Origin of the sequence: Novosphingobium profundi (assembly GCF_018491765.1) — a bacterium.
Taxonomy (GTDB): domain Bacteria; phylum Pseudomonadota; class Alphaproteobacteria; order Sphingomonadales; family Sphingomonadaceae; genus Novosphingobium; species Novosphingobium profundi.
The window spans coordinates 59311-77438 of the sequence record NZ_JABWCU010000018.1 but is presented as its reverse complement, the minus strand read 5'-3'; the positions used below and the strand labels follow the sequence as shown (position 1 = coordinate 77438).

At 65.4% G+C, this 18128-nt stretch carries 17 protein-coding genes and 1 pseudogene; 4 read left to right on the top strand and 14 right to left on the bottom strand.

The genetic code is table 11. The annotated features are described in order from the left end of the window. Positions 1–18 precede the first annotated feature (18 nt). From HT136_RS19930 to HT136_RS19920, 3 genes are read right to left on the bottom strand one after another with little or no spacing between them, the layout of a single operon-like run. The gene (locus HT136_RS19930) at positions 19–1344 is read right to left on the bottom strand and encodes a c-type cytochrome (RefSeq protein ID WP_214201603.1); all 1326 of its coding nucleotides are present in this window, start codon (positions 1342–1344) and stop codon (positions 19–21) included. Further along, positions 1341–3134 carry a GMC family oxidoreductase gene (locus HT136_RS19925; RefSeq protein WP_214201602.1) on the bottom strand — a complete coding sequence of 598 codons (1794 nt, stop codon included), beginning with the start codon at positions 3132–3134 and terminating at the stop codon, positions 1341–1343. The genes HT136_RS19930 and HT136_RS19925 overlap by 4 nt, the downstream gene beginning before the upstream one ends. After that, entirely contained in the window at positions 3134–3880 is a 747-nt protein-coding gene (locus HT136_RS19920) for a gluconate 2-dehydrogenase subunit 3 family protein (protein WP_214201601.1), read from the bottom strand. Before HT136_RS19920 ends, HT136_RS19925 begins: the two co-directional genes overlap by 1 nt. A gap of 108 nt (positions 3881–3988) precedes the next feature. On the opposite strand from HT136_RS19920, the gene HT136_RS19915 reads away from it, so the two are divergent. Continuing rightward, positions 3989–5716, top strand: coding sequence for an L-dopachrome tautomerase-related protein (locus HT136_RS19915; RefSeq protein WP_214201600.1), 1728 nt, complete (start codon positions 3989–3991; stop codon positions 5714–5716). Positions 5717–5815: 99 nt separating this feature from the next. On the opposite strand, the gene HT136_RS19910 is transcribed toward HT136_RS19915, so the two are convergent. Next, positions 5816–6742, bottom strand: coding sequence for a LysR family transcriptional regulator (locus HT136_RS19910; RefSeq protein ID WP_214201599.1), 927 nt, complete (start codon positions 6740–6742; stop codon positions 5816–5818). A 294-nt stretch (positions 6743–7036) separates the two neighbouring features. On the opposite strand from HT136_RS19910, the gene HT136_RS19905 reads away from it, so the two are divergent. From HT136_RS19905 to HT136_RS19895, 3 genes are read left to right on the top strand one after another with little or no spacing between them, the layout of a single operon-like run. Beyond that, positions 7037–7870 carry a YncE family protein gene (locus tag HT136_RS19905; RefSeq protein ID WP_214201598.1) on the top strand — a complete coding sequence of 278 codons (834 nt, stop codon included), beginning with the start codon at positions 7037–7039 and terminating at the stop codon, positions 7868–7870. Positions 7871–7924: 54 nt separating this feature from the next. Next, positions 7925–8986, top strand: a complete 1062-nt coding sequence (locus tag HT136_RS19900; protein WP_214201597.1) for an NAD-dependent epimerase/dehydratase family protein — start codon at positions 7925–7927, stop codon at positions 8984–8986. Between the two features lie 39 nt (positions 8987–9025). Continuing rightward, positions 9026–10417 carry an MFS transporter gene (locus tag HT136_RS19895; protein WP_214201596.1) on the top strand — a complete coding sequence of 464 codons (1392 nt, stop codon included), beginning with the start codon at positions 9026–9028 and terminating at the stop codon, positions 10415–10417. Positions 10418–10892: 475 nt separating this feature from the next. Here HT136_RS19895 and rlxS read toward each other — a convergent pair whose 3' ends face one another. The 10 genes and pseudogenes from rlxS to HT136_RS19855 form a co-directional block, all read right to left on the bottom strand. Beyond that, positions 10893–12851, bottom strand: coding sequence for a relaxase/mobilization nuclease RlxS (rlxS, locus tag HT136_RS19890; protein ID WP_214201595.1), 1959 nt, complete (start codon positions 12849–12851; stop codon positions 10893–10895). A gap of 245 nt (positions 12852–13096) precedes the next feature. Then, entirely contained in the window at positions 13097–13468 is a 372-nt protein-coding gene (locus HT136_RS19885; protein WP_214201594.1) for a hypothetical protein, read from the bottom strand. Positions 13469–13688: 220 nt separating this feature from the next. Next, positions 13689–14426 carry a lytic transglycosylase domain-containing protein gene (locus tag HT136_RS19880; protein ID WP_425516907.1) on the bottom strand — a complete coding sequence of 246 codons (738 nt, stop codon included), beginning with the start codon at positions 14424–14426 and terminating at the stop codon, positions 13689–13691. After that, complete coding sequence (locus HT136_RS26370) at positions 14414–15010, bottom strand: S26 family signal peptidase (protein WP_246543960.1); 597 nt, start codon at positions 15008–15010, stop codon at positions 14414–14416. The genes HT136_RS19880 and HT136_RS26370 overlap by 13 nt, the downstream gene beginning before the upstream one ends. After that, entirely contained in the window at positions 15007–15246 is a 240-nt protein-coding gene (locus HT136_RS19875; RefSeq protein ID WP_214201592.1) for a helix-turn-helix domain-containing protein, read from the bottom strand. Before HT136_RS19875 ends, HT136_RS26370 begins: the two co-directional genes overlap by 4 nt. Before the next feature lie 226 nt (positions 15247–15472). After that, positions 15473–16087 (bottom strand): HEPN domain-containing protein, encoded by a 615-nt coding sequence (locus HT136_RS19870; protein WP_343222254.1) that lies wholly within the window; start codon positions 16085–16087, stop codon positions 15473–15475. A 77-nt stretch (positions 16088–16164) separates the two neighbouring features. After that, positions 16165–16371 (bottom strand): annotated as a pseudogene (locus tag HT136_RS26655) (nucleotidyltransferase); the annotation flags it as partial. Between the two features lie 137 nt (positions 16372–16508). Beyond that, positions 16509–16829: a DUF736 domain-containing protein gene (locus tag HT136_RS19865; protein WP_214201591.1), complete on the bottom strand. Its 321-nt coding sequence runs from the start codon at positions 16827–16829 to the stop codon at positions 16509–16511. A 526-nt stretch (positions 16830–17355) separates the two neighbouring features. Further along, positions 17356–17913 (bottom strand): thermonuclease family protein, encoded by a 558-nt coding sequence (locus HT136_RS26650; RefSeq protein WP_343222253.1) that lies wholly within the window; start codon positions 17911–17913, stop codon positions 17356–17358. Further along, entirely contained in the window at positions 17910–18119 is a 210-nt protein-coding gene (locus HT136_RS19855) for a hypothetical protein (protein WP_214201590.1), read from the bottom strand. The genes HT136_RS26650 and HT136_RS19855 overlap by 4 nt, the downstream gene beginning before the upstream one ends. Between the last annotated feature and the right edge of the window lie 9 nt (positions 18120–18128).

Sequence of the window (18128 nt, the reverse complement as noted above, 5' to 3'; positions counted from 1 at the left end):
TTCTGCTTTGGCTGCGCTCTAGCGAGCCTCGCGGGCGTCCAGGCTCTTGCGCAGACTGGCAACCTGGTTCGCCGTGACGGGCGCGGCTGCATTGCCATTGGTGTTACGGACATGGGTCAGGGCCGCTGCGACCTCCTCGTCACTCAAGCGCCAGCCGAACGAGGGCATGCCCGCGCCTGTCGGGTTGGCATCGGTTCGTGCAGCCTTCGCGCCCATCAGCACGGCGTGGATGAGGCTGGTCGGGTCCTCGGCACGCACCGCCGCGTTATCGGCCAGATGCGTGGCCATGCCGGCGATGCCCTGCCCCTTGGGTGTATGGCAGGCACTGCACTGGGTGTGATAGGTCAGCGCACCTTGCTGCATGACCGGATCGCTTGCGGCCAGGGCTTTGGGTGCGGCGTTGTCCGAATGGGCCGGCAACGACTTGAGATAGCCCGCGATGGCGCCAAGATCGGCTGCGGGCATCTTCTGCGTCGAATGTTCCACCGCTTCGGCCATGGGGCCTGCCGCGACGGCGTGGTCGTTGGACCCGGTCTGAAGGTAGCTGATGAGGTCCTGCTCGCTCCAACTGGCCAACCCGGTCTGCGCCGAGCCGGTGAGATCGGGCGCATGCCAGCCGGACAGAGTGCCGCCCGCCAGGTAATGGTGGCTCCTGTCTGCGCCCAGGAAATTCTTGCTGGTGTGGCAGGTGCCGCAGTGTGCGAGCGCGTCGGTCAGGTAGCGACCGCGGTTCCAGGCCGCGTCATGGCTGGCGTCGGTTTGAAATGGCGCGTTGTCGAAGAACAGCAGGTTCCAGCCCGAGACGAGGATGCGCAGGTTGAACGGGAAGGGAAGATCGGTGCGCTCAGGCACTGCAGACACCGGTTTCAGCGAACGTATGTAGGCCCACAGGTCGTGCATGTCCTCGTCCGAGATCTGCACGTAGGCCGTGTAGGGCATGGCCGGATAGAGGAAGTGGTCGGGCGACTGGCCGTGCCGGACCGCCTTGAAGAAGTCGTGCTCGGTCCAGTTGCCGATGCCGTTTGCACGATCTGGCGTGATGTTGGACGACATGATCGTGCCGAAAGGTGTCTCGAGCGGATAGCCTCCCGCAAACGCCGCGCCGCCGCCGGGCCTAGTGTGGCAGGCGCTGCAGTCCGCCGCAATGGCGACAGCGCGCCCGCGCGCAACAGAGGCCGGATCGGGCGCCGGCAAAGCCTGCATCGCGGTGGTACCATCGGCGACATCGTCAGCAGAAGCATCGTTGGCGCGCCAGGTCAGCACTCCGGCCAGCACGACCGCCGCGCCGATGACGGGCAACGCGACACGCGCGATCCGCCGCGCCTTGCTCTTGCCCGCGCTCATGCCGCCACCAGACCTTCGCGCTTGTCCAGGTAGCGCTCGATGATCGCGCGCGCCGAATGCAGCGCCAGCGCGCCGACCGTCGCGGTCGGGTTGTACCCGGCGTTGTTGGGAAAGCTCGACGCGCCCAACACGAAGACATTGTGGCAGTCCCAGCTTTGGCTGTAGCGGTTGAGCGCACTGGTCTCGCGGTCGGCACCGATCACCACGCCGCCCGTCGTATGCGTCGAGCGCTGGTCGTAAGGAGTGTTGTGCCCCTCGGCCGAGTTGAAGGCCTGGATCGTTTTCGCCCCGGCCTTGCGACCGATCTCGACGGCCTTGTCCATCGTGAACTTCGCCATGCGCCGGTCATTCTCGTTATAGTCGAAGGTAACGCGCAGCAGCGGCTGTCCGTGCCGGTCCTTGTAGGTTGGATCAAGGTCGGCGAAGACCTTGCGGTGCGCGAAACTGGTGCCCTGGTTGAAGATCGCCGTGCCGTTCTGGTAGCTGTGTTTCAGCGCCCGCTTCCATTCAGATCCCCATGCGGGTGTGCCCTCGGGCACCTGATCCGACAGGCCGATCGGGCGGCCATTGGTTGAGTTCACCAGGATGCCCGCCCCCCCGATGAAGCCCAGGCCGGAGTGATCGAAGTTGTCGCCATTCCACTCGTCGATCTGCAGGCCAAGCGCCCCGCCGCCGATGAACGGATTGAAGCGCTCATTCTCGAAGAACAGGTTCGCGCCAGAGATCGTCTGGTAGGCGTAGTTGCGCCCGATCGTGCCCTTGCCGGTCGCGGGATCGTAGACCTTGCCGATCCCCGACAGCAGCATCAGGCGAATGTTGTCGATCTGGTAGGCGCTGATTACCACGATGTCGGCGGGCTGCTCCCAAAGCTGCCCGTTGGCATCGACAAAGGTGACGCCGGTTGCGGTCTTGCCATCATCGGCAAGATTCACTCGCGCCACCTCCGCCTCGCTCAAGATCTCGAATTTGGAGCGGCGAGTGAGCGCGGGCAGGATACAGGCCTGCGGGCTCGATTTCGACCAGTTGCCGCAACCGAACATCTCGCAATAGCCGCAATAGGTGCAAGGCCCCATGCGCACGCCCAGCGGATTGGTCCACTCGGTCGATATGTTGCCAGCGGGAATCGTGAAGGGGGTGTAGCCCATCGCCTCTGTCGTCTGGCGGAACAGGCCCATCCAGCGCGTATCCTTCAACGGCGGGGTAGGATAGTCAGACTGGCGCGGCCCTTCGAACGGATTGCCGCCGGGCACGGTCTGCCCCTTGAGGTTGCCTGCCTTGCCCGATGTGCCCGCAATCTTCTCGAAGCGATCGTAGAAGGGTTCGAGCTCGTCGTAGCCAATGCCCCAGTCCTGCAACAGAAGCCCGGGGTCCAGCCCGTCCATGCCGTAGCGGCGCTTGACCCGGCTGGCGACTTCGAAGTCCCAGGGGGTGAAGCGCCAGGTCATGCCGGCCCAGTGCGTGCCCGCTCCTCCCACGTTCCAGCCGAACTGGAAGCAGTTCCATTCGCGCACCGGCAGGGCTGTCTGCTCGGGCGTGTTGCGAAAGGTGACGGTCTCGACCGCCTGGGGCTGCATCATGCCGCGCCGGGTTGCCCAGCGCAGTTCGTCCATGTCCACAGCCGGGGGAAAATCGGTCGCGGTATCGCGCCACTTGCCGCGCTCGATGGCCACGACGTTGAGGCCAGCGCGGGTCAGTTCCTCAGCCATGAGCGAGCCGGACCAGCCCAGTCCGACGATCACCGCATCGACCTTGCCGCGGGTCCGGGGCGTTTGCGTGAGAGCCGAGGCCATCAGGCGGCTCCCCCCGCTTGTCCGGGCACACGGGTCCGGCCCATAAGGCTGACCGGCGCAAGGCCAAGATCGGCGCCGGGACGGTCGATTTCTTGGCGATAATCGTAGCGCGCACCAGGAAAGCCGACGAGCGCCCAGCCGGCCATGTCCTTGTTACCGCCGTAGAGCGGATCGGCGAAGTACCCCTCGCGCACGTTCTGCAGCATCAGGGCGAACACGCTCTTGAGCGTGTCGCCATGGTGCCCCGCTTCCATGGCGCGCAGGAAATCGTCCTGCTCGTCGGCGGAAAGATCGCCAAACGCCTTGGCCGTGGCCTTCGAGACGGCCAAGGCCATAGCCTTCAGCCCGGTACGATAGCGCTCTCGCGGCGTAAGCGGAGACTGGTCACCCTGCTCGGGTGTTCCTGGGCGAAACGGCCCGGCCCTGTAGCGTGTGGCGGCATGCCCCCAGTCACCTGCCAACTGGCGCTGGAGAAAGTCGACGCAGCCCGCCTCGACCGCGCCGATCGACAAGTCATCCTGCGGGATCAGGCGATCGAAGACCGCGCCGACGAGCCCCGCCTCGGCATGTGACAGATAGGGCGCACCGGTAAGGTCAGGCGTCGTATCGGGAAGCGCATCGCTGCTGAGCTGCGTCGTGCTCGCGCTTTCGCCATTGATGAGTGCCGCGCTTGCCGCAGTTGCTGCCAGGCCAAGAGTGCCTCCGGCCAGCATCTCGCGGCGGCCGAATTTCGTGAAATTTTGCATGTCGCGTCGCTTAACGCATGCCCGGAAGATCGGCTTCCCGCCTCCTGTTCCAGATACTGTTGCCTTGAAGGAAAGGATCGGAATGCAGGTTTCGTCTATTGATACACCATGCGTATGCTCAATGATGTCACCCGCCGCGCCGCTTTCACCGGCCTGGCCCTCGCCGGCAGTATCGTGCCTGTTGCACGCAGCTTCGCACGCTCGCGCAAGATCAGCCCCCATGATGAAGGCGCATCGCCGGCGGGCTCGCTGACCGTCGCCGCGCGCTCACCCTGGCAAGTGAATGCCGCCGCCGTGACGCCGGGTGGCGTGCTGTTCCTTGGTCTGCCGCGCTTCTCGCGCGAGGCACAGACACCTTCGCTTGTCCGGGTCGAGGATGATGGCTCTCTCACGCCCTTTCCCGGCGGAACATGGGGCGCCTGGAAGCCGGGCGAGGATGGGCGCGACGCGTTCGTCATGGTCAACACCATCCACATCTTTCACGATGGCACCTTGTGGGCAGTCGACCAGGGCACCCCAGACGAAAGCGAGCCCGCGCCGGGTGCTCAGAAACTGGTCCGGCTCGATCCACGCACGGGCAGCCTGCTTGCCGTGCTGCGCTTTGGCCCCGAGATCCTGCCCGCTGGCGCCCGGCTCAATGACCTGCGCATCCATGACAACATGATCTATTTGACCGATTCCGGTCTTGGCGCGATCATCGTGCACGATCTGACGAGCAATCGCACGCTGCGCCGACTGTCGCATTCGCCATCCACGCGCATGCAGACAACGATGCGCGGTTCAGGCGGACGCGAGCTGAAGGACGCGGGGGGCCAGCGTCCGCAGGTCCATTCCGACATGATCGAACTGAGCGCGGATGGACAATGGCTCACCTGGTCAACGCCCTCCGGCCCGGTCCGGCGCATTGCCACGGCCGCCCTGGCCGACGAGAAACTCGATGAGGCCGCTCTCGAGGGCCTGGTGCAGACGCTGCACGACATTCCCACGATCGGTGGCACCGCCATGGATACGCAGGGCAACCTCTACCTTTCGGACAGCGAAAACCGCTCCATCGAGATCTTCACCCCCGGTGGCGAACGGGTCCTGCTGGCCCGCGACGAGCGTCTCTCCTCGCCCGATGCCCTGTTCATCGCGCCCGACCGCACGCTTTACGTACCCGCCGCGCAGATCGAGAATCTCGCGCAGCAGCATGAAGGGGACGACACCCGCCAGCCGCCCTATCTGGTGCTTTCCATGCCGCTTCCCGAAGCGGTGGGGCCGCATCCGCTCGGCGATGCGGTCACCGGCCGCTCTCCCGAAACAGGCCTGTCCAACTTCTATGGCATCGAACACGTCGCGATGACGGTGCCCGACCACGATGCCGCCGTGCGCTTTCTGCAGGAAGCCTTCGGGGCCACCTTGCTCTATACCCACATCAAGAAAAGCGATCCGCCGGCAACGGCAGAACATGTCTCGAAGATCAATGCGCTTGCGCCCGGCACCGAGATGATCGCGGCCAGCCAGATCCGCTTCGCCAACGGCCCCAACATCGAGATTTTCGAACTGCGCGGTTACGGCCGCGAACAGGCCGCCGGCATCAACGACATGGGGCTGGTGCACTTCTCGGTCATCGTCGATGACATCAAGGCAGCCGCCGCCCGCTTCGAGAAGGCCGGCGGCGCGATGCACTCGGCCGATGGCCCGTTCGACCTTGGCTTCAACGAGGTGGGTGAAGGCAACACCAACTGGTTTGGGCAGACCCCGTGGGGCACCTGGATCGAGTTCATGACGTTCCGCTCACCCATTCGGTATGACCCCGGCGCGCGGGCTGAGCGCTGGTTTCCGGCACGCGGCTGATACGCTCAAACGAAAAGCCCTCGGGTCGCACCGGCGCTTGCGTGGCGCCATCCGGGGCGGGACGGACCGGTTCATCGAACCAGTCCGCCCCACTTGCGCTCATGCGTCGCGAAACAGGCCGAGGTCGCTTGCCCGCGCGGCCTCGGCGCGCAGTTCCTGCTCCATGAAATCAACGAAGGTCCGCACGCGCGCAGGCTGGTGCCGGCGAATGGGAAAGACCACACGCACACTCCTGGTGCGCCCCCACCACTGCGGCAGAACCCGTATAAGCCGCCCCGCACGGATATCCTTGACGACCTCCCAACTCGATTTCAGGGCAATGCCACAGCCCTGCAAAGCGGCAAGATGTGGTATTTCACCGTCGCTCGCGCCCATCGCGCTCCTCACCTTCACCTCAAGCCGTTCCTCATCCTTCTGCAAGGACCAGGTTCGCGGTGGCGGATCGCCGACGGTCAGGCAGCGGTGCTGGATCAACTCATCGGGGTGCGCAGGCACACCGTGCGCTTCGCAATAGGCTGGCGATGCGCAAAGCAGTTCATCATCCGGCGCGATCGTGCGCGTGATGTAGGCGCTGTTGTCGAGCGGGGCCTGCCGGAAGGCGACATCGACCTGCTGCTCGACCAGATCGATCAGAGGGTTTGTCGACAGGATCTGGATCGAGATACCCGGATAACGATCCGCAAATTTTGCCAGCCTTGGCGCGATCTGCCGCTGCGCAAAACCCACAGCGGCCGTGATCCTGACCGAGCCCTGGTCGTTTGCGTCCTCTCCCACGTCCTGCGCGGCGGCGACCGCTTCCAGCACGTCGCGGCAGCGTTCGAGGAACAGCAGGCCCTCGTCGCTGAAATGGAGGCTGCGGGTGGTGCGCTGGACGAGGCGCAGGCCGAGCGTGGCCTCAAGCCGGCTGAGCCGCTTGGACACCACCGTCAGCGACAGGTCCAATTCGCGCGCCGCGCCAGACAAGGTGCCGGTGCGCGCAATCGCATCGACAATGCGAAAGTCCTCTATCCGGTCGATTGCAGGCAAGCGGAGCACTCCTTGAACGCGGCACCATGGCGGTCATCACGACGGCATCGGCCGCGGGACCAGCGCCGCCATGACAGCCTTGCCCATTAGGAAACATTCTTTGGCCAAGGCAAGCCGTTACATCTCCTGCAAGGCCCTGCTCCAACGAGCAAGGTTCGACACAGAAACTGCAGGAATTCTTTTCAAATGGGCCAGAATTGGCAACCAAAGGGCCTTATCGCCGTCGACAAGCAAGGAGATGCAGTCCTCCGGCTTGATCCCGTCACGCTCGAAATGCGCGGCAGGATTTCTGACTTGCCCGACCTGCCTCATGAACTGGCGATCACACCTGACCGGACCTGCGCCTATGTCCCTGCCTATGGCGATGGGATTCACGGCGACAACCCTCATCCCAATCACCTTGTCTGCGTGATCGACCTGGCCACCTTCGCGCGCGCGCCCGACATCGACCTTGCCCCGCTCGAAGCCCCGCACACCCTGCGCTTCGCCGCCGATGGCAAGCTCTACATCGCCTGCGAGAACAGTGCGCGCATCGCGGTTTATGACCCCAAATCACAGCGGATCACCTCGACCTTCGCCACCCGATCAAGCAACAGCCACCGCCTCTGCGTCCTCTCGCGACTTGGTCTGGTCTGCACCGAAAATGAAGAAGACGCCTCGGTCTCTTTCATCGATATCGCGGGCGGCGAACTTGCGGATCGCCTGCCCCTGGGCCATGCTCTTGCCGGCATCGATGCATGTCCGGACGAGACAGTCCTCGTGGTCAGCAATGCCGAGGCTGCGTCGCTGACGCTGATCGACCCGAGAACGCGGCAGATCGGCGCGCAGATCAGGCTGACCGGACATGCAAGGCCTGCACAGGTCGTCAGGTACAGCCCGGACGGCCGCTGGCTGCTGGTGATCGGCGATCACGAACCGGTCGTGACCCTCATCTCAACGGCGACGCACAGCCAGACCACGATTGGCGTCGGGACCAAACCGATGGACGGCGCGTTCCATCCCGATGGCAGGACGCTCCTGGTCGCCAACGAAAAGGATGGAACGCTGAGCGAGATCGATCTCGAGGCTCTGACCGTGCGCAGGACCGTACTCTGCGGCGAGGGTTGCGAGACGCTCGCCTACTTCTGAACGCCAAGCCACTTCCCCCTTCACCATTGCCTGCATGCTACTTCGGAGTGCTCCATGACCCAAGCTTCCCTTCGCCAACCGGGACACGTCCTGATCGTGGGTGCCAGCGGCGCCGTTGGCGGCGGCGTGCACAAGGCCTTTGCCGAGGCGGACTGGCGTGTCACCACGTTGGGACGCTCAGCACAGCGTCCCGGTCCGTCGCCGCACATCAGCGCCGACCTCCTCCAGCCCGAAAGCCTTGCGGCCCAGTCCGATCGCCTGCGCGAGATCTCGCACCTGTTCTACGCCGCACTCAAGCCTGATCCCGATCCGGCGGTCGAGGCCGATACCAACGCCGCCATGCTTGAGAACATCGTCAGCGCGGTGCGTGCGTCCGGCGCTTCGCTGGAGCGGCTGACCTTCATCCAGGGCGGAAAGGTCTATGGCGCGCATCTGGGTGTCTACAAGACCCCTGCGCGTGAGGACGACAGCCGCCATTTCCCGCCCAACCTCTATTTCCGGCACGAGGATTACGCCCGTTCGCTCGAAGCAGAGGGCATTGCCTGGACCTGCCTGCGCCCGGACATCATCATCGGCTCCTCGCTCGGCTCCGCCATGAACCTGGGCAACCTGATCGGCATCTATGGCGCGCTGTGCAAGGAAACCGGCACGGCCATGCAGTTCCCCGGTACCGAGGTCTCCTATCGCGGCGCGCTCGTCAACTGCACGAGCGCGCACGTGCTGGGCGCAGCGGCGCTCTGGTCGGCACAGACCGGCGCAGACGGCGCGTTCAACGTCACGAATGGCGATATTTTCCGCTGGTCGCACATCTGGCCGCGTCTTGCCCAGTGGTTCGGCGTCGATGTCGGTGAACCGCAGCCGATCTCGCTCGCGGAACGGATTGGGGCCATGGCGCCTGTCTGGAAGCGCCTGGCAGAGCGCGAAGGACTTGCCGAAAGTGACGTGGATAGGATCGCGAAAGGAGCTTTCGGAGACTTCATCTTCCATGTGGAAAACGACGCGGTTTTCGATGTGACCAAAGCCCGCCAGGCTGGCTTTTCAAAGATGGACCGCCGCACGGACGACGAGTTTGTCGCGCACCTGGAGGCCATGCGTCAGGCCAATCTCATCCCCTGACGCTTTTCCTCACCTCCCCAACCTATCCGCGAGCCGACTATGATCCCGATCTTGACGAAGCGATCCGCCCTTTCCCTTCTTGTGGCCGGCACGTTCTTCATGGAAAACCTCGATGCCACCGTGGTCACCCCCGCGATCCCGGCGATGGCGCGAAGCTTCTCGGTCCAGCCGGTCGATCTCAATATCGGCGTATCGGCCTACATGCTCACACTTGGCGTGTTCATTCCGATTAGCGGTTGGGCGGCAGAACGCTTTGGCACCCGGCGCATCTTTACCCTGGCCATCGCCACTTTCACTCTCGCCTCGCTCGCCTGCGGCCTGGCAGGATCCCTGCCCATCTTCGTCATCACTCGGATCATCCAGGGCATCGGCGGCGCCATGATGGTCCCCGTCGGGCGGCTTGCGGTCCTGCGTGAGACACCGAAGACCGAGCTGGTCCGCGCGATTGCCGTACTGACTTGGCCTGCACTGGTCGCACCTGTACTCGGCCCGCCGGTCGGCGGCTTCATCGCGCAGCACGGAACCTGGCCCTGGATCTTCTGGCTCAACGTGCCTTTAGGCACGCTTGCTTTCCTGATTGCGCTTAAACTGGTGCCGGACAAGGCCGACGAATCCTCCCGCGGCTTTGACTGGCCCGGATTTCTCCTGACCGGAGGCGGCCTGTTCGCCCTGATGTATGCCGCAGAAACCATTTCGCACGGCCACAGGGGCGTGGCGATGGCACTGGCCGCCCTGCTTGTGGGAGCAAGCCTGACGAGCCTTGGCGTGCGTCACCTGCTGCGCACACCCAATCCGATGTTCGACCTCTCGGCGCTCTTCACCCCCACCTTTGCGGTCACGATCTGGGGCGGAAGCGTGTTCCGCCTTGGTATCGCCGCCATCCCGTTCCTGATCCCGCTGATGCTGCAGATCGCGTTGGGCTACAGCGCCTTTGCCGCCGGCGCGATGCTGATGGCGGTCTTTGCCGGGAACCTGACGATGAAGCCGATGACCACGGCGATCATGCGCCGCTTCGGCGGCAGGCGGATCCTCATCGTCAATGGCCTCATCAATGCGGCGATGATCGGGGCCTGCGCGCTCATCACCCGGACGACGCCGATGGCGCTCATTGAGGCCATCCTGTTCGCGGGTGGCATGGCACGATCGCTGCAGTTCACGGTGCTCAACACCATCGCCTTTGCCGACATCGGGGATGAGCACATGGCGGACGCCAACACGCTGTTCTCCACCGCAGTCCAACTCAGCATGGGCCTGGGCATCGCCCTTGGCGCCCTCGCCTGGCGCATAGGCTCGGCCATACCCACCGATCATGCCGACACGCTGGGGCCATTCCACATCGCCTTCGAAATCGTGGCCTTCGTGTCTGTCCTAGGTCTGATCGACGCCTTCAAGCTGAATGCGAAAGCCGGTGACAACATCATGCGCGCCTGACGTTTATCGATCTTAAACAAAACTCGGAGACGGACCAGCGCATTGTGCGCACGATGTAAAGTGTCAATTTCTCACCCTTAATAACCTTGACGATACCCTAGCGAAGCAGGCGTTTTTCGCTTCTGGATCGTACAATAAAGGAGCGTATTCAAGTCAAATACTACCTACTGTGTAGCGAAGGAGCCGCGCCTTCCAATTCAATTTCGCGCTTAGGCGACGCGATCCCACACTATTGCCGGAAACTTGTAACGTCAGCTATCCCAATAATGCTGCTCTGAAGCCGACAGTCGTGAAAGTCCCAGAGCTGGCCGTCAGGCCGACGTAGCGCGGCCTCGGAGCGAAGGTCGGCTTACCAAGGGCGGCTGCTCCAAACGCGACTGTCGGCTAGGTCCCATTTGTTCCTCCCGGAGATGTATCGACGCAGCCTTTACCAATTATACCTGCAGGGCCTCGTAAATCGTGTCTCCCGATAACCTCAGTAAATTTCCGGCCCTGATCGCCCTCGCCCGAAGCTCCAGCTTATGCCACTCTCACGCATGATCCCACCGCCTTCCTTCCCAATGTGCTTGGAGAGCACCTCACGCCAGGGAACGAGCGTGAAATCACGCCCCTTCTCGACGAGCGCGAAGTGGGACGAAACGCCCTCTACACGGCGGGCGATCGTCCCCTCGACATAGTGGCCGGGCCGGCTCTCGGCGAAGGGCTTGCCCAGTTCCTTCGACAGATCTGCCGCAACCGCGAGCAATTCGCGCCTTTGCAGCGCAGCCAACGCCCCTGGCTTGAGCCGAAAACCCTGCCCGCGGCTTTCGCCGAGATCCTGGTCAATCAGCCACTGCCTGCGCGCGGCCAATGCATCGCGAAGTTCACGCCCGAAGCCTGCATCGCGCGCATGCAAATGCGAGGGGTTCTCCAATTCACGATCGAGCCAGGTCGGAGCCTGTGCCAAAGCGAGATTGTCAAACTTCCCTCTCGCCAGGACTTCGAACTCGAAAGGCTGTTTGGCAAGCTTGCGCTCTTCGAATTTCCTTGCTTGCCCGAGGTGCTCACCGGCAATGCGCCAGGTCCCGTCGCGATCGCGATCAACATCCACCCCGCCCCGACGCAAGGCCTCGAGACGACGGACATGTGCCTCGATGAAGCCGTCGCGCGCCGACGAATCGTAAAGCCGGTGCAAGGTCTGCGAATAACGCCCATCATAGCGCTCGGCTATCGCGGCCACTGTACGATCAACGTCCAGAGCCCCGCCTGTTCGCGCCGTTATCCTCACGATCGCCCGGTCCGGCAGCGCCTCGATCCCGCTGCCCTGGCCCAGGTCGACGAAATGGCCCCGGCCATCGGTTCCGTCGACGAGCAGGAAATGCCGGTCGCGATGTTCGTCGGCAAGTCCGCGGGTCAGGACGCGGCCCACCAGCGGCCCACGTTGTTGGTCGTGAATCTGGACCTCGCGCTGGACCTTCGCACGGCTCATCTCGCGCTGCATGAGCGCTACGATGTCGCCGCGCTGCCCCATCTCGCGCAAGGTCTGCGCCAGATCGTCAGCAAGACGCCAGCGCCCAGCCCCCAGATCCTGCGCCAGGTCCATCCGCTCGAGCGTACGCAGGCGGCCCGTCTCGAGACCATGGCGAAAAGCGTCAGAGCCGCGCGTTACGATCTCGCGGTTGGCATCCATTCGCCCGAGCAGCCCCCTGTCAATCGAGGTTAGGCGTTCCTGATCGATCTCGCGGCGAAGGCGCACCTCGATTTCATGCTCACTTCGCGGCCCCAGATCGCGCGTCACGATGTCCGAAGCGCGTTCGCGAATGCCATGCGAAATGTAGTCGCGCGCGATGACGAGATCCCGCCCGCGATCATCGATCCCGCGAAGGACGATATGGCTGTGGGGATGACCGGTGTTCGCATGATCGACGGCCACCCAGTCGAGCCTCGTATCGAGATCGCGTTCGATCTGGTGCATGAGGTTGCGCACGAAGGGCTTGAGGTCCTGATACTGATCGCCATCCTCGGGCGAGACGATGAAGCGGAACTGGTGGCGATCCTCTCCTGCGCGCGCCAGAAATTCGCGTCCGTCGGCCCGGTCACTTTCGCGCGAATAGAGCTCACCCGGTGCGCCCTCGCGGGTCACGCCGTCGCGCTGGACATAGGCAAGGTGCGCGCGCGCCGCACCGAGCCCCTTGCCGCGCAGGCGAACGAGGCTCGTCTTCACGACGACCCGGCGGGCATGCGCCCCGGCGCCCTTCGTGCGCCCGGCCAGAACTCGCCCGGCGCCCGAGCCACGTCCGATCCACTTGCCTCCCTTCCCGCCGCCTCCACGCGCACGCTTGCGTCCATGGAGGCCGGCCGCCTGCGCGACACGGTTCGCGTAGCCCTTTGGCCGGCGCCCACCGCTCGCGCGCTGGCGCCCGAGACGCGGTTCGAAATCATCCTCGCCGTCCACACATCACCCCCTTTCTCCCTGTCTCGCCACCGTCTCGCGAGCAAACGCCCTGCCTCGCCCAAAAACGATGTGCAGACAGATGCTTACAGGTGGCGCGAGACACCCTTTTCTCTTGCCCTCCGCGCCCTTCCTGCCGCTTCCAGATTCCCTCGCCTGTTTCGCTCTTTCCACCTCCCCCCCCCTGCCATCCGGCTCGATCGAGGAGGCACCACCACCCTGAGCGGCGCCTCCTTGATGCTCTCCCCTCATCCAGGAGACGGGACCGCCATGGAGGCAAGCAGGGCATGTGCCTCCATCTCGCCACCAACATCGCGCCGCGCCATGAGCCCGACGGCCCGGCCATCGCCATCGACGATGAGCCGCGCCACGAACCAAGCTCTGCCAAGCTTTCCCATGATCGCGATGCGGTCGAGATCTCGGCCTTCCTCCTCGCCCTCCCAGCCGCCGAGCCAGCGTTCGTCGCGGCGCGCCTCCCAGAGAAAGTCGCACTCCTCGGCATCGAGAAACCGCTGCGCGAGCCCGAGCCCGGCGCCATGGCCGAACTCGGCTTCGAGCCCTCGCACCAGCGTCTCCCAGGCATCGGCATTCTTCGAAACGGCAGGCGTAAAATCCAGCATGACACACTCCTCACAAGACCGTTCCCCAAAATCGGGAACGACCCCGTGCGGGCGGGCGACGAGCGGTCTGTCAGGGCCGCCCGCAGCGCAGCGCGGGCGCCGCGAAGCGGACGCGGGGGGAGCCGATTTGCGCAGCAAATCGGGGGGTACCCGCGGGCCTTGAGAGAGCGGTCGGCGTCCGACACACTTGGTCTGTCCAGATGCGTTATCCCCCCTCTCGTCATGGCGCAGACTCCCGATTCAGCGCCCTTTCTTCCTCGCCGCTCCAAACCGCGGACAGCTTACCCGCGCGCGTCGAATCCTTGCGAATGGCAAACAATGGATCGCGCCCGCCGCTCTCCCCGCGCGATGCCTCCGCGTTCGGCGCCCCCTCGGCTTGCGACGAAGCAGGATCCCCGTCCGGACCCCTGCCACCCAATGTCACGAAAAGAGGAGAAGCCGCTTCCCCTTCGCGGCCTGCCGGGCCGTCGGTCTCAACGCCCATTGCCGCAAGATAGGCACGCGTTTCGGCGGGCAAGGCGCGCCCCTCGAGATAGGCCTGATAGCGCGCCGGCCCTGCGTTGTAGGCGGCAAAGAGCCCGGGATAGCCGAAACGTTCGTACAGCGTCTTCAGGTACCAGGAACCGGCGAGAATGTTGTCGCGCGGATCGTCGGGATCGGCCCCGAGCCCCAGTTCGGCGCGCAAAGCTTGCCAGGTCGCTGGCATGATCTGCATCAGCCCCATCGCGCCCTTGGGGCTACGGATCGGGCGCCCATCACGCGCGCGATGCCCGCCGCTTTCGGCCTGCATGACCTTGCGGATCCAGCTTTCGAGCAGTTCGAAACGCGTCGCAGCCTCGGTGATTTCACGCTGCCAGGTTGCGGCGCTTTCGACCGCCGCCCCACGAGGCCGGGCCTCCACGGGCACGAGCGCGAGCAGGAGCGCGAGGCTGCTGGGCAGGACTTTCAGCGCGCCCACAGCAGCCTCGCGCGCCCGAGGATATCGCCCCGCCTCGTCACCCCGAAATAGCGCCCGTCGAAGGACGCAGCCGTTTCGGGCATGAGCAGGAAATACTCGCCCTTTTCCAGGTGCCGGCACCCCTCCCACCAGGGCATGGGCCGGCCATGCCCGTCGCGCCGTTCGCGCAGCGTGAGCACGATGCGGCCGCGCCAGATCGCGGTACCGCGCGCGCAGATCCTCGCCCCGGGCCCGGCCGCAATGCGCTTCACCAGCGGCACGTTGGCGGGCAGATAGCGTCGGCGTGCGGCCCATGCGCGCCATGCATCGGGAAGCCGCGCGATGACCATGTCGCCGGTGCGTACCGGGCTGTCCGGTGCGACAAGGTAGAGCCCGACCGGCACGCTGGCGCTCGCGTTCCAGACCAGGCGTGCGCGCGGCGGAACGAGCGCGGTGAGCAGGACCAGCCCGCAAAGCGAGGCCGCGAAAAAGCCCACGCGCCGATGGACCTTGCGCCGCCGCGTGCCTTCCATCCGGGCCCGACGCAAGGTATCGCCGACGGCCCGAAGCGGCGCATCGCCGCGCGAGGTGCGAAGCCCCCTCATGACCGGTACGCCTTGCCCGCGTTGGCCTCGCTCCAGGCATCGAGATCATCGATGTGGTACTGGACGAAGCGGCTGTGACGGCGGAACACGGGCCCCTCGCCGCGCCGCCGCAGGCGCTTGAGAAGGCGCGAGGACATCTTGAGATAGGCGGCGGCCTGATCGGTGTTGAGGAAGGGCGATCCGCGCTTGGCGCGCTGCGCGCGCTCGAAGGCATCTGCGTCGCGGGGGTCTTTCATGGGCATCTCCATCGCGTTCGCGAGGAGGCCCCGTGCCGCCCCGCTGCGACACCGGGTCTGGGCCATGCGCCCCCGATCGGTCAGGGTCGGATTGGGCTATAGGCGAATTCGACCCTCCCCCGGGCTTTGCGCCTTTTCACTGCCCTGTGTGCCGCGCGCACGGACCTGCCGTACCGGACGAGTCCGGTGCGGACAGATAACCAGAGACGTGGCAGGTAAGGCCCGGTCAGGCGCTCGCGAGACGCGCCTGGCACAGCGCCTCGACTTCGCGCTGGAGCTGCTCGACGCGCTCGAATATCCATTCGAGTTCCTCGGGGCGGATCGAGTAGTGCGGAGAGTAGCGCGCCTTGACGTAGGCCTGCTGGAGGAGCTCGAAACAGCGGCGGGCAAAACGGGAGTCGCGCGGCCAGATGGGGATCAGGTCGCGCGCCACGTCCTCGGCCCGGCCGCGCAGGAAATTGAGGTTGTGCGACTTGGGGCTGTAGAGCGTGAGGACGAGCAGCGCCGTGTGGTAGAGGTGCTCGGTCGCCTGGTGCAACTGGAAGGCCGCGTTCTTCAAAAAGCCTTCCTTGCGGGCCAGCTGCGCCATGCGGAAAAAGGTGTTCGCACTGTCGAACCACTGCCCGAAATGGACCTTCGCCTCCTCCAGCGCCTCGGCCGGATCGAGCGGGCTGGGCTTGACGAATTCCTGGCTATCGAGGCTGTAGAGCGCCACCCCGTCGCGCAGGATGTCGAGGAAGAAGGGGCGCCCGCGCGAGAGCTGGAAATTGACGTCCTGGAGCGAGTGGACGACGAGGCTGACGGGCGCGGAAAGCCGCTTGGCGATGGCGTATTCACGCATGAGGTGGTCGTCGGCTTGCCCCAGTACTCGACCTGGTCGGCGAGGCGCTCGTCGTTGACGACGACGAGGATGTCGTAGTCGGAAAAGTACTCGCCGAGCGGATCCCAGACCCAGTCGCCGCGCGCGTAGGAGCCGTAGAGAATGACCTTGAGGATCCGGCCCTGGCGCTTCCAGTTCTGCGTCGCGAGCGCGAGCACGTCCTCGAATTCGGAAAAGATGATCTCGACCACGCGCGCGAGGTCGCGGCGCTTGCGGTCGGGGAGATGGTCGAGGTCGGTCTTCATGGCAGGCTCCTGATTCTAGAGGGTTTGCGCCCGAGGGCAACCATGCGTTGCGCCCCGTCTGCGATGGGCGTTCGCAAGATGCCCCGCCACCCTGGCGCACGCCGCCCGGCAGCAGAGCCGGACGGCGCGCACGGCTCTCAGTCGGCCGGGTTCCAGATGATCGCGAAGCTGTCCTCATCGTCCTGACCCGCCGCGCGCCCGAGGTTGGCGTAGAGGCGGCGCGGCCCGAATTCCGGGGCGGCGAGGCTGAGCGAGACGTAGTCGTTGCCCGAGCTTTCCGAGCGGCGCAGCCAGCCGGCCCCGACCTCAATGCCGTTCGAGGTGACGCGGTAATCGGGGTGGCTCTCGCTGGTCTTGCGGGTGTTCGGCGCGATCTCGACCTCGGCGCGGATCGAGAGGGTGCGAAGCTGGCCCTTGAACGAGCGGCCTTCGCGGGTGACGTATCCGATGGCGGGCATTGTCCTTCTCCTTGCTGGATGCGGCCCGGAACCGATTTTCCGGGCGACGGGCAGACCGCGCGGACCGGGCAAGGGGCGCGGTGAACCGCCAGGCCGCAGCGCATGCGAAGGACCGGAAACGCCTCCGCCTGTTTGGGCGCCTTGGCGCCATGCGCGAGGAGCCCGCCTGCGGGCGGGGAAACAGGTGGGGCGCGATGGTTTCACCGGGTCCCGACCGGTCCAGGTCCCGCCCCGAACGCCGGAACGGATCCGGGCCAGATTGGTCCTGTTCAAGGTGTACAAGCCCGCCTCACGCCGGATCGAAGCCAGGGCGCGTCGTGCCCCGTTCACGCCAGGCTTTCGCGGCCCGATTTCGCCGGAAGGAAAACGCTACAGCCTGCGCGGCAGACGCCTGCGCCGACCCGTCGCGGTCGTCAAAATGCGGGAATGCGCGAGGTGGGAAGCGGCCTGTGAAACGAACATGGAGACGGGTCCTCCCAGGCCCGATTCAGCCTCTTACCGGGTCCGGCCCACGCCCCGATTCGCTCTATGAACGCGCAGCCTCGGGACAGATCGCGGCGAGGCGCCCGCCCTCGTCCCAACGCGGCTTGTAGATCGCCGCGCCCTGCGCCAGTTGCCAGCAGGACAGGTCGCCCCTGGGCCCGGCCACGAGGCCCAGCGTGCGCCCATAACGGTCGGTTCCGAGCCGTTCGATCCGCAAGGGCCCTTCCATCGCCTCGCGCAATTGGCGCGTTGCCGCCACCGGATCGCCGGGCGCGCAGGCGCGCCCCTTGCGGCAATGCCCGGGAAGCTCGGGCGCATCGATACCGACGAGACGAATCCGCTCCGCGCCGCAGGCCAGCGTATCGCCATCGATCGCGCGGCAGGATCCGAGCGGCGTGCCCGTGCGGTCCGACGACGCGCGCGCGGTGACCTCGCCTTGCGGCGGCAAATAAAGCGAGAGATAACCGCCCGTCCCGCCGACGAGTGCCGCCAGAAGAAGCAGGCCCGCGCCCCGTGCAATGCGCCGCGCGCGTTGGCGGCGCCGATGCCGCGCCAGATCGCCAAGGGCGCGCGAAGCGCGGCGTCGGCCCGCCCGCGTCATCGCCGCGCCATGACCGGACCGATCGCGCCGCACAGGCTGCAAGCCTCGCGCGCGCGCACGAAGCCCTCGTGCCCCGCCAGCGCGTGCATGGCGATCTCGACGTCGCCCTCGCCACGTTCGATCAGGGCGGCAAGACAGGCCGGGCACACCGGCTCGGGGCGCAGGCGCGTGACGAGCCGGGCGACGACCTCGCGGGTCTGATCCATGATAATCCT

Excerpts from the sequence above, each read along its gene's own strand:
- HT136_RS19930 (WP_214201603.1), bottom strand. The coding sequence starts at position 1,344 with ATGAGCGCGGGCAAGAGCAAGGCGCGGCGGATCGCGCGTGTCGCGTTG.
- HT136_RS19925 (WP_214201602.1), bottom strand. The coding sequence starts at position 3,134 with ATGGCCTCGGCTCTCACGCAAACGCCCCGGACCCGCGGCAAGGTCGAT.
- HT136_RS19920 (WP_214201601.1), bottom strand. The coding sequence starts at position 3,880 with ATGCAAAATTTCACGAAATTCGGCCGCCGCGAGATGCTGGCCGGAGGC.
- HT136_RS19915 (WP_214201600.1), top strand. The coding sequence starts at position 3,989 with ATGCGTATGCTCAATGATGTCACCCGCCGCGCCGCTTTCACCGGCCTG.
- HT136_RS19900 (WP_214201597.1), top strand. The coding sequence starts at position 7,925 with ATGACCCAAGCTTCCCTTCGCCAACCGGGACACGTCCTGATCGTGGGT.
- HT136_RS19895 (WP_214201596.1), top strand. The coding sequence starts at position 9,026 with ATGATCCCGATCTTGACGAAGCGATCCGCCCTTTCCCTTCTTGTGGCC.
- HT136_RS19885 (WP_214201594.1), bottom strand. The coding sequence starts at position 13,468 with ATGCTGGATTTTACGCCTGCCGTTTCGAAGAATGCCGATGCCTGGGAG.
- HT136_RS26370 (WP_246543960.1), bottom strand. The coding sequence starts at position 15,010 with ATGAGGGGGCTTCGCACCTCGCGCGGCGATGCGCCGCTTCGGGCCGTC.
- HT136_RS19875 (WP_214201592.1), bottom strand. The coding sequence starts at position 15,246 with ATGAAAGACCCCCGCGACGCAGATGCCTTCGAGCGCGCGCAGCGCGCC.
- HT136_RS19870 (WP_343222254.1), bottom strand. The coding sequence starts at position 16,087 with ATGCGTGAATACGCCATCGCCAAGCGGCTTTCCGCGCCCGTCAGCCTC.
- HT136_RS19865 (WP_214201591.1), bottom strand. The coding sequence starts at position 16,829 with ATGCCCGCCATCGGATACGTCACCCGCGAAGGCCGCTCGTTCAAGGGC.
- HT136_RS26650 (WP_343222253.1), bottom strand. The coding sequence starts at position 17,913 with ATGACGCGGGCGGGCCGACGCCGCGCTTCGCGCGCCCTTGGCGATCTG.
- HT136_RS19855 (WP_214201590.1), bottom strand. The coding sequence starts at position 18,119 with ATGGATCAGACCCGCGAGGTCGTCGCCCGGCTCGTCACGCGCCTGCGC.